This is a genomic window from Burkholderia dolosa (genome assembly GCF_902499135.1).
GTDB lineage: Bacteria > Pseudomonadota > Gammaproteobacteria > Burkholderiales > Burkholderiaceae > Burkholderia > Burkholderia dolosa.
The window spans coordinates 71253-81572 of record NZ_CABVPR010000026.1 but is presented as its reverse complement, the minus strand read 5'-3'; the positions used below and the strand labels follow the sequence as shown (position 1 = coordinate 81572).

General features: G+C 66.5%; 8 protein-coding genes and 2 tRNA genes. 1 reads left to right on the top strand and 9 read right to left on the bottom strand.

Annotated features, from left to right (window positions below; all coding sequences use genetic code 11):
• Positions 1-2: 2 nt before the first annotated feature.
• The 3 genes from BUB20358_RS14085 to gltX all read right to left on the bottom strand — a co-directional run bounded on the left by BUB20358_RS14085 (position 3) and on the right by gltX (position 1822).
• Positions 3-75, bottom strand: a tRNA-Glu gene (locus BUB20358_RS14085).
• A gap of 135 nt (positions 76-210) precedes the next feature.
• Positions 211-286, bottom strand: a tRNA-Ala gene (locus BUB20358_RS14080).
• Positions 287-412: 126 nt separating this feature from the next.
• Positions 413-1822, bottom strand: a complete 1410-nt coding sequence (gene gltX, locus BUB20358_RS14075; protein WP_035972130.1) for a glutamate--tRNA ligase — start codon at positions 1820-1822, stop codon at positions 413-415.
• A gap of 279 nt (positions 1823-2101) precedes the next feature.
• On the opposite strand from gltX, the gene BUB20358_RS14070 reads away from it, so the two are divergent.
• Positions 2102-3028 carry a patatin-like phospholipase family protein gene (locus BUB20358_RS14070; RefSeq protein ID WP_035973331.1) on the top strand — a complete coding sequence of 309 codons (927 nt, stop codon included), beginning with the start codon at positions 2102-2104 and terminating at the stop codon, positions 3026-3028.
• A 132-nt stretch (positions 3029-3160) separates the two neighbouring features.
• Here BUB20358_RS14070 and BUB20358_RS14065 read toward each other — a convergent pair whose 3' ends face one another.
• The 6 genes from BUB20358_RS14065 to BUB20358_RS14040 all read right to left on the bottom strand — a co-directional run bounded on the left by BUB20358_RS14065 (position 3161) and on the right by BUB20358_RS14040 (position 10312).
• Positions 3161-3835, bottom strand: a complete 675-nt coding sequence (locus BUB20358_RS14065; RefSeq protein WP_006763988.1) for a C40 family peptidase — start codon at positions 3833-3835, stop codon at positions 3161-3163.
• A 128-nt stretch (positions 3836-3963) separates the two neighbouring features.
• A complete protein-coding gene (locus tag BUB20358_RS14060; RefSeq protein WP_006763987.1) occupies positions 3964-5586 on the bottom strand; it encodes an ABC transporter ATP-binding protein in 1623 nt (540 codons plus the stop codon).
• On the bottom strand, positions 5583-6680 hold the full coding sequence (locus BUB20358_RS14055; RefSeq protein ID WP_006763986.1) for an ABC transporter permease: 1098 nt from the start codon (positions 6678-6680) through the stop codon (positions 5583-5585). The genes BUB20358_RS14060 and BUB20358_RS14055 overlap by 4 nt, the downstream gene beginning before the upstream one ends.
• A 75-nt stretch (positions 6681-6755) precedes the next feature.
• Complete coding sequence (locus tag BUB20358_RS14050; protein ID WP_006763985.1) at positions 6756-7799, bottom strand: microcin C ABC transporter permease YejB; 1044 nt, start codon at positions 7797-7799, stop codon at positions 6756-6758.
• 52 nt (positions 7800-7851) lie between these two features.
• The gene (locus BUB20358_RS14045; RefSeq protein ID WP_006763984.1) at positions 7852-9735 is read right to left on the bottom strand and encodes an extracellular solute-binding protein; all 1884 of its coding nucleotides are present in this window, start codon (positions 9733-9735) and stop codon (positions 7852-7854) included.
• A 211-nt stretch (positions 9736-9946) separates the two neighbouring features.
• Positions 9947-10312 carry a hypothetical protein gene (locus tag BUB20358_RS14040; protein ID WP_035973329.1) on the bottom strand — a complete coding sequence of 122 codons (366 nt, stop codon included), beginning with the start codon at positions 10310-10312 and terminating at the stop codon, positions 9947-9949.
• Positions 10313-10320 lie beyond the last annotated feature (8 nt).

Below are 10320 nucleotides of genomic sequence, written 5' to 3'. Positions count from 1 at the left end.
GGCGTCCCCTAGGGGATTCGAACCCCTGTACTCACCGTGAAAGGGTGATGTCCTAGGCCTCTAGACGAAGGGGACAAAATCTTTTCAGATTTGTCTGACTTTCGCTATTCACTTCTCGTCAACAGCGAAGGCCGGAATTCTAACTGCTTTGAATCGCACTGTGAAGCATTTATTACTACGCTGCTTCGCATTCAATTCAACTCGTTCTGATGGTGGAGGTAAGCGGGATCGAACCGCTGACCTCTTGCATGCCATGCAAGCGCTCTCCCAGCTGAGCTATACCCCCTTGCAGAACAGAAATGAGATTATATGGACCTACTTTAAACTTGTAAATACCCTTTTTGCGCTTCGAGCGAAATTTTTGCGAAGCCGCGTCGATGGCGTGCATCGCGCAGCTTCATCGCCCACGAATTCAGTTCAGCGCAGCCTCAAGACGCGACACGACCACGTCGCGGCCGAACAGCGCGAGCACTGCGTCGATCGACGGCGTGTGCGTCGTGCCCGCCACGAGCAGCCGCACCGGCATCGCGAGCTGCGGCATCTTCAGCTTGTGCGCGCCGAGCGTCGTCTTCAGCGCCGCCGAAATCGCCTCCTTCGTCCAGTCGGCCGCCTTCAGCGCGGCAACCAGATCGGCGAGCGCGGGCCGCACCGCATCGGTCACATGCTGCGCGAGCGCATCGGCGTCCGGCGCCGGCACGCGGTAGAACATCGCGGTGCCTTCGGCGAGCTCCTTGACCGTCGTCGCGCGGTCCTTCATCAGCGCAATCACCGCCTCGAGCGCCGGCCCGGCCGCGACTGCCGCGTCGTCGATCGCCAGCGCCGCGAGGAACGGCTTCGCGAGTTCGGCGAGGCGCGCGTTGTCGGCCTCCTTGATGTAATGGGCGTTCAGCCAGCTCAGCTTGTTGTGGTCGTACTGCGCGGGCGACTTGCCGAGATGCTCGAGATCGAACCACTCGACGAACTGTTCGCGCGAGAAGATCTCCGCATCGCCGTGCGACCAGCCGAGACGCGCGAGATAGTTGACGACCGCCTCGGGCAGGAAGCCCGCGTCGCGATACGCCATCACGCTCATCGCGCCATGCCGCTTGCTCATCTTCTCGCCCTGCTCGTTCAGCACGGTCGGCAGGTGCGCATAGACGGGCGGCTCGCCGCCGAGCGCGCGCAGGATGTTGATCTGGCGCGGCGTGTTGTTCACGTGGTCGTCGCCGCGGATCACGTGCGTAATGCCCATGTCCATGTCGTCCACCACCACGCAGAAGTTGTAGATCGGCGTGCCGTCCGGACGCGCGATCACGAGGTCGTCGAGTTCCTCGTTCGAGATCTCGACGCGCCCCTTCACCGCGTCGTCCCACGCGACCGTGCCGGTCAGCGGATTGCGAAAACGCAGCACGGGCTTCACGCCCGGCGGCGGCTCGGGCAGCACCTTGCCGGGCTCCGGACGCCACGTGCCGTCGTAGCGCGGCTTCAGGCCGGCCGCGCGCTGGCGTTCGCGCAGCGCGTCGAGTTCCTCGGCCGACATGTAGCACGGATACGCGAGCCCCTTCTCCAGCATCTGCGCGAGCACTTCGCGATAGCGGTCCATCCGCTGCATCTGGTAGATCGGGCCTTCGTCGAAGTCGAGTCCGAGCCATTGCATGCCCTCGAGGATCGCATCGACGGCTTCCTTCGACGAGCGCTCGACGTCGGTGTCCTCGATACGCAGCACGAACGTGCCTTTCATCTTGCGCGCGAACGCCCATGGATAGAGCGCGGAGCGGATGTTGCCGAGATGGATGAAGCCGGTGGGACTCGGCGCGAAGCGGGTACGGACAGGACGGGTCATAAACGGTAACTCGAACGCCTGGGGCGCGTGAATGATTCGACGCGGGATCGACGGCGGCAACCCGACGACAGCGGGGCCGGCGACGCCCGGAACGGGAAAGAAGCCGGAATTATACTCGCGCCCGCCATCGCGCCAAGCGCGCCGCTTGCTTTATGATGTGCGCGCCGCGGCTGCCAGCCGGCGCCGCGGCGGCCGTCCGGAACCGTCCGCGCGGCCGCTCGGAATCGATCGCAGCGGCGAGCCATGCGGCCCGCCGCGAAGCCGCCGGAGAACCACTCGATGTCGTCCCCTCGCCTGTCGCGCCGCCAGTTCACGATCGCGTGCGCGTCCGCCAGTCTCGCCGCCTGCACGTCGTTCGGCGGCAAATCGCGTCCCGACAATGCGTCGAACGCAATCCCGCCGCACGAAAAACCGGTCAGGATCGGCATCGCGCTCGGCGGCGGCGCGGCCCGCGGCTTTTCGCACATCGGCGTGCTGAAGGCGCTCGACGCGCGCGGCATTCCGGTCGACCTCGTCGCGGGCACGAGCGCGGGCTCGGTCGTCGGCGCGCTCTACGCGTCCGGGATGAACGGGCTGCAGATCAACAAGATCGCGCTCGACATGGATCAGGCATCGATCAGCGACTGGGCGCTGCCGTTTCGCTCGCGCGGGCTGCTGCAGGGCGTCGCGCTGCAGAACTTCTTGAACAAGGCGCTCAACAACCGGCCGATCGAGAAGATGGCGAAGCCGCTCGGCATCGTCGCGACGGATCTGCAGAGCGGCCAGCCGATCCTGTTCCAGCAGGGCAATACGGGGCTCGCGGTGCGCGCGTCGTGCAGCGTGCCGTCGGTGTTCGAACCGGTGAAGATCGGCAACCGCGAATACGTGGACGGCGGCCTCGTCAGCCCGGTGCCGGCATCGTTCGCGCGCAGGATGGGCGCGACCTTCGTGATCGCGGTCGACATCTCCGCGCGACCGGACGGCGCGGCGACCAACAACCCGATCGAGATGCTGCTGCAGACCTTCACGATCATGGGCCAGACGATCAAGACGTACGAGCTCGACAAGTACGCGGACGTCGTGATCCGCCCGAACCTCGCGGCGATGGGCGGCAGCGACTTCAATCAACGCAACGCGGCGATCCTCGCAGGCGAGGAAGCCGTCGCGCGAATCATGCCGGAACTGCAGCGCAAGCTCGCCGCAGCCCGCGGCGTCGCGGCTGCGTGAGCCTGCCTATCGCGCCGCGCGCCGGAACGACTGTCGCAACCCCCCGTTTCCGGCGACCGAAAACAAAAAACCCTGTCGCCCGACGGTGACAGGGTTTTTCGTTCCAACCGTTCCGGCCGATGCCGGCTAGCGTCAGTTGCTGCCGTTCGCCGAATCGTCGCCGATCGTCGCGCGCACGCGCTGGCGCAGATCGTCGGCCTTCATCGGAAACTGCGATTCGATCCGGCGCGCACCGGTGAAACGCTTCTCCCAGTACGTGCTGTCGAGATCGTCGACGCGCACGGTGCTGCCGGTGGACGGCGAATGCACGAACTTGTTGTCGCCGATGTAAATGCCGACGTGCGAGAACGTGCGGCGCATCGTGTTGAAGAACACCAGATCGCCTGGCTTCAGTTCGCTCATCCGCACCTTCTCGCCGACGCGGCTCATTTCTTCGGCGCGGCGCGGCAGCGACATGCCGAGCGTGTCCTGGAACACGTAGCGGACGAAGCCGCTGCAGTCGAGGCCCGAATCCGGCGAATTGCCGCCCCAGCGATAGCGCACGCCGATCATGTTGAGCGCACTGACGACGACGTCGCCTGCCTTGCCCGCCATGCCGGACAGGAACGACTTCGCGCCGCTGCTCGTCGACTGGGTGGAAGTTTGCTGGAGGGAGGAAGCCGACCCGTTCTGATTCGAACTGGCGACATTCTGATTGAAACTGCTGACTTCGTCGGCGAACGCGGCGGGAGCTGCCGCGATCAGGACGCCGATGAACATCCCGGCGACGGCGCGCGTGCAAGCCTGGGTCAGGGATCGATGCTGCATTGGTCGGTGGATTTTGCTTAAAAATCAGCTGATTGGCGGAAAATTTCGGTCGATACTAGCCAGCGCGTAATCGTTTGTCAAAACAAATTAAAAAATACAATCGAGATGATCAGACCATTGGAGCGCTATCACGCTTTCCAGACCGCTTTCAACAGTTTTTGTGTGTAAGGATGTGACGGCTTTTCGAAGATGTCGGCGACGTCGCCCGACTCGACGATCGCACCGCCCTGCATCACCGCGACGCGGTGCGCCATCGCGCCGATCACTTCCAGATCGTGGCTGATGAACACGTAGCCGAGGTTGTATTTCTGTTGCAAATTCGCGAGCAGCTTCAGCACCTGCTGCTGGATCGACACGTCGAGCGCGGACGTCGGCTCGTCGAGAATCAGGATGCGCGGCTCCAGCACCAGCGCGCGCGCAATCGCGATCCGCTGACGCTGGCCGCCCGAGAACTCGTGCGGATAACGATGCAGCACCGTACGGTCGAGACCGACTTCGCGCAGCACCGCGAGCGACTTCGCGCGACGCGCGTCGGCCGTCAGGTCCGGGCGATGCAGCTCGAGCCCCTCGCCGACGATCCGCTCGATCGTGTGACGCGGCGACAGCGAACTGAATGGATCCTGAAAGACGACCTGCATGTTCGAGCGCAGCGTCGTCTGCTCGCGGCCGCGATAGCTCGACAGCGGACGCCCCTGGAATTCGATGTCGCCGCGCGTCGTCTTCTGCAGCCCGAGCAGCGCCATCGCGAGCGTCGATTTGCCGGAACCCGATTCGCCGACGATGCCGAGCGTCTCGCCCTGCCGCACCGACACCGACACGTCGGCGACCGCCGTCACCGGCACCGAGCCGAACCAGCCGGCGATGCCCGGGCGCTTGCGCGCGAACTGCACGCTGACGCCGCGTGCGTCGAGCACGACCGGCGCGATCGGCAGTACCGGCGCGACCGCGCGCTGCGGCCGGCTGTTCAGCAGCCGCTGCGTATACGGATGCTCGGGCCGCGCGAAGATCGTCTCGACGGGGCCGCTTTCGACGAGCCGGCCGCGCTCCATCACCGCGACGCGCTCGGCGAAGTGCCGCACGAGATTCAGGTCGTGCGTGATCAGCAGCACCGCCATTCCGCGCTTTTCCGCTTCCTCGCGCTGCAGCTCCAGCAGCAGATCGACGATCTGCGCGCGGATCGTCACGTCGAGCGCGGTGGTCGGCTCGTCGGCGAGCAGCAGCCGCGGCCGGCACGCGAGCGCCATCGCGATCATCGCGCGCTGGCGCTGACCGCCCGACAGCTGATGCGGATAGCTGTCGACGCGCCGCTCCGGCTCCGCGATGCCGGTACGCGCGAGCAGCGCGATCGCGCGCTTCTTCGCTTCGGCGGCCGTCACGCCGTCGTGCAGCATGATCGTCTCGCCGATCTGCGCGCCGATCGTATACAGCGGGTTCAGCGCCGTCATCGGCTCCTGGAAGATCATCGCGATGTCGGAGCCGCGCAGCCCGCGCATCTCGCGCTCGCTCCTGGCGGCCAGGTCCTGCCCCGCGAAGCGGATCGTGCCGCTCACTTCGGCATCGCGCAGCAGGCGCAGGATCGCGAGCGCCGTCACGCTCTTGCCCGAGCCGGACTCGCCGACGAGCGCGACGCGCTCGCCGCGGCCGATCGCGAGCGTCACGTCTTCGACGGCCACCGTATCGCCGAAGCGCACGTGCAGCCGCTCGATCGACAGCAGCGGATCGGCGGACATCGATACGATCGCGTCGCTCATCGCTGACCTCCTGCCGCGCGCACCGAATCGGCGATCCGCGTGTCGAGCGCGTTGCGCAGCGCGTCGCCCATGAACGTCAGCAGCAGCAGCGTCGCGACCAGCACGCCGAACGTCGACAGCGAGATCCACCACGCGTCGAGATTGCCCTTGCCCTGCGCGAGCAGCTCGCCGAGGCTCGGCGTCGGCGGCGGCACGCCGAGCCCGAGAAAGTCGAGGCTCGTCAGCGCGAGGATCGCGCCGCTCATCCGGAACGGCAGGAACGTGATGACCGGCGTCAGGCTGTTCGGCAGCACGTGGCGCCAGATGATCTGCCAGTTCGTGAGCCCCATCGCGCGCGCCGCGCGCACGTAGTCCTGCGTGCGGTTGCGCAGGAACTCGGCGCGCACGTAGTCGGCGAGACCGATCCAGCCGAACAGCGACAGCAGCACGATCAGCAGCAGAAAGCTCGGCTCGAAGATCGACGCGAAGATGATCAGCAGGTACAGCTCGGGCAGCGAGCTCCAGATCTCGATCAGCCGCTGCCCGACGATGTCGATGCGTCCGCCGAAGAAGCCCTGCACGGCGCCGGCGGCGATGCCGAGCAGCGTGCCGATCGCGGTCAGGATCAGCCCGAACACGACCGACACGCGAAACCCGTACACGAGCCGCGCGAGCAGATCGCGCCCTTGCGCGTCGGTGCCGAGCCAGTTCTCGCGCGACGGCGGCGCGGGGTTCGGCACGTTCGAGAAGTAGTTCAGCGTGTCGTAGTAATAGCGGTTCGGCGGATAGACGACGAAGTTGCCGGGCGCCTCGAGCCGCTTGCGGATGTACGGATCGAGGTAGTCGGCCTGCGTCGGGAAATCGCCGCCGAAGGTCGTCTCCGGATACGAGCGGAACAGCGGGAAATAGTAGTGGCCGTCGTAGCGCACGACGAGCGGCTTGTCGTTCGACCACAGCGGCGCGGCAACGCTCGCCGCGAACGCGACGACGAAGATCACAAAGCTCCAGTAACCGACGCGCTGCTGTCGAAAGCGCTGCCATACGCGACGCGCGGGCGACGGCGACACGCGTGCGCGCGCCGCGTCGATACGGGACGAAACGGCGGCCCGGCTCATCGCGCACCTCGCCCGGCGACGCCGGGCATGCGGACGGACGCGCCGGACGGCGGCGTGCGGACGAACGGTTTCATGTCAGCGCTCCAGGTTGTCGAATTGAATGCGGGGGTCGACCCACACGTAGCAGAGGTCGGAGATCAGCTTGGTCGCGAGCCCGATCAGCGTGAACAGATACAGCGTGCCGAGCACGACCGGATAGTCGCGGCGCACGACCGACTCGTACGACAGCAGCCCGAGGCCGTCGAGCGAGAACAGCGTCTCGATCAGCAGGCTGCCGGTGAAGAACGCGCCGATGAACGCGGCCGGAAAGCCGACGATCAGCGGCAGCATCGCGTTGCGGAACACGTGCTTCCACAGCACGGTGCGCTCGGACAGCCCTTTCGCGCGCGCGGTCAGCACGTACTGGCGGCGGATCTCGTCGAGGAACGCGTTTTTCGTCAGCATCGTGACGACCGCGAAGCTGCCGACGACCGACGCGGTGATCGGCAGCGCGATGTGCCACAGATAATCGAGCACCTTGCCGACGAGCGACAGCTCGGCGAAGTTGTCCGACGTGAGCCCGCGCAGCGGAAAGAGCTGCCAGAACGAGCCGCCGCCGAACAGCACGAGCAGCAGCACGCCGAGCACGAAGCCCGGAATCGCATAGCCGACCAGCACGACGAGGCTCGTCGCGACGTCGAACGGCGAGCCGTTGCGCACGGCCTTCGCGATGCCGAGCGGCACGGAGACCAGATAGGTCAGGAAGAACGTCCAGAGCCCGATGCTGATCGACACCGGGAGCTTCTGCACGATCAGCGACCACACGCTCTGATGACGAAAGTAGCTGTCGCCGAGGTCGAAGCGCGCAAAGCGCTCGAGCATCAGCCAGTAGCGCTCGAGCGGCGGCTTGTCGAAGCCGTACAGCGCTTTCAGCTGCGCGAGCTGCTGCGGATCGACGCCCGTATGCGCGCGCATCCCGAACGGCACCGCGCCCTGCTCCGTCGCGCCCTTGCGCAGCTCCTGCACGGCCTGCTCGACCGGGCCGCCGGGTACGAACTGGATCACCGCGAACGTCAGGGTCAGCACGCCGACGAGCGTCGGAATCATCAGCAGCACGCGTTTGAGGATATAGCTCCACATAGGGTGTCGACTCGCGATCGGTAGGCGGGATTGAACGAACGGACGGCGGACATCAGTGATCGGGCTTCGCCCACCAGGTCGACACGACCCAGCCCTCGGCCGAATAGTACAGCGGCAGCGTCTGCGGATAGGCGAGCGTGCGCTTGTATGCGATCCGGTGCGTCGTGCTGTACCACTGCGGGATCGCGTAATAGCCGTGCATCAGCACGCGGTCGAGCGCGTGCGTCGCGTCGAGCAGCTCGTCGCGCGTCTGCGCGGCGGCGAGCGCCTTCAGCAACGCATCGACGGCCGGCGACTTCAGGCCGATGATGTTGTCCGAGCCCTGCTCGTCCGCGAAGCGGCTGCCGAAACGCGCGAGCTGCTCGGAGCCAGGCACCTGCACGCCCGGATAGCGGACCGTCGTCATGTCGTAGTCGAACGCGTCGAGGCGCTTTTGCAGCAGCGCGAAATCCGCGGTACGAAAGCGCGCGTCGATGCCGAGCTTCGCGAGATTGCGCTGGTACGCGGTCACGACCGGCTGCATCGCCGATCCGGAGTCGTCGAGGATCTCGAACGTGAACGGCTCGCCGTTCGCATTGCGCAGCGCGCCGTCGCGGTAAGTCCAGCCCGCCTGCGCGAGCAGCGCGCGCGCCTTCAGCAGATTCGCGCGCAGCGAGCCCGGCGGATTCGTGTCCGGCTGCGCGACCATCGGGCCGAACACGGCCGGGTCGAGCTGCGCGCGCAGCGGCTCGAGCAGCTTCAGCTCGCCTGCGCTCGGCGTGCCGCGTGCCTGCAGATCGGTGTCGGCGAAATAGCTGTCGAGGCGCGTATACGCGCCATAGAACAGCTGACGGTTCAGCCATTCGAAGTCGAACGCGAGATCGAGCGCCTCGCGCACGCGCACGTCGCGAAACAGCGGCCGGCGCAGGTTCATGAAGAAGCCCTGCATGCCGGCGCCGTTGTGCTGGCGGAATTCGCGCTTGACGAGCTCGCCGCTGTCGAAGCGCTTGCCGACGTCGCGCCGCGCCCAGTTGCGCGCGATGTACTCGACCAGCACATCGTATTCGCCGGCCTTGAACGCCTCGAGCCTTGCGACGCCGTCGCCGTACAGCTTGTAGACGATCCGCTCGAAGTTGTTGGTGCCGACCCGCACCGGCAGATCCGCGCCCCAGTACGCGGGGTTGCGCCGGTACGTGATCGTGCGGCCGTTGTCGTAATGCTCGATCAGGTACGGGCCGCTGCCGATCGGCTGCTCGAACGCGAGCTGGTCGAACGGGATGCGCGAGCCGTCCGCGCGCAGTCCCCACTTGCGGGAAAACACCGGCACGCCGCCCGCGATCAGCGGCAGCTCGCGATTCGCGCTGCGGAATTCGAAGCGGACCGTCGAGCGGTCGACGACGACGGCCTTCGCGATCTCCGCGAAATACGCGCCGAACTGCGGCGCGGCGAGCTTGCTCTTCAGCGTGTCGAACGAGTACTTGACGTCGTCGGCCGTGACCGGGTCGCCGTTCGAGAAGCGTGCGCGCGGGTTCAGATGGAACGTGACCGAGCGGCGGTCGGGCGCGACGTCGATGTCGTCGGCGAGCAGCCCGTATGCGGAAGCCGGTTCGTCGGAGCTGCCGGTCGTCAGGCTCTCGAACAGCATGTCGATGCCGGGCGCCGGATTGCCGCGCATCGTGTACGGATTGAACTTGTCGAACGACGTGAGCCGGTTCGGGTTCGCGAGCACGAGCGTGCCGCCCTTCGGCGCGTCGGGGTTCACGTAGTCGAAATGCTTGAAGCCCGGCGGATATTTCGGCTCGCCGTACTGCGCGATCGCATACGCCGCATGTGCGGCCGTCGCGGCCAACGCGGCGTGCATCGCAAACACGGCGGTCGCGCGCACGGCGCTGCGAATCATGCACGCCGCGCTGAAGCGGATCCGCGCGGCGGCGACACGGGGCGAACCCTTCGTCATAGAGGCTGGTCGGTCGATTGAGGGAAGTCACGCGGGAACGATTCTACCCATTCAATTCGACTTCGAGCCAGCGATGCGGTTTTCGCGCGCGACGCGGCTGCAGGATGCCGCATTCGCGCGCAGGCGCGCCCGGCAAACGCCCGGCAAAAAGAAACCGCCCCGCGGGCGGTTTTCGGCTCGCACGCACGCGTCGCGCGTGCGTCGCGGAACATCAGCGCCAGCCGTTGTGACGGCCGTGATCCCAGTGGCCGCGGTCGCCCCAGCCGCGACCGTGATGGCGATACCACTCTTCGCGCGCCCAGTAGCGGTGGCCGTCCCAGTAGCGGTCGCCATGCCAGCCGATCACGATCGCCGGCGCGGGCCCGTAAACCGGCGCCGGCGCATAGACCGGCGCGGGCTGATACACGACCGGCGGTGGCGGCGGCGCATAGACGGGCGCGGGCGCGACGTAGACCGGCGCCGGCACGCCGACGTTGATCCCGACATTGACTCCCGCCATTGCTGCGCCCGACACGAGCAAGGCCGCCGTCCCGGTCGACAGCGCGGTCAAGAGCGACGCAACACGCAAGGTCTTCATGGATTCCT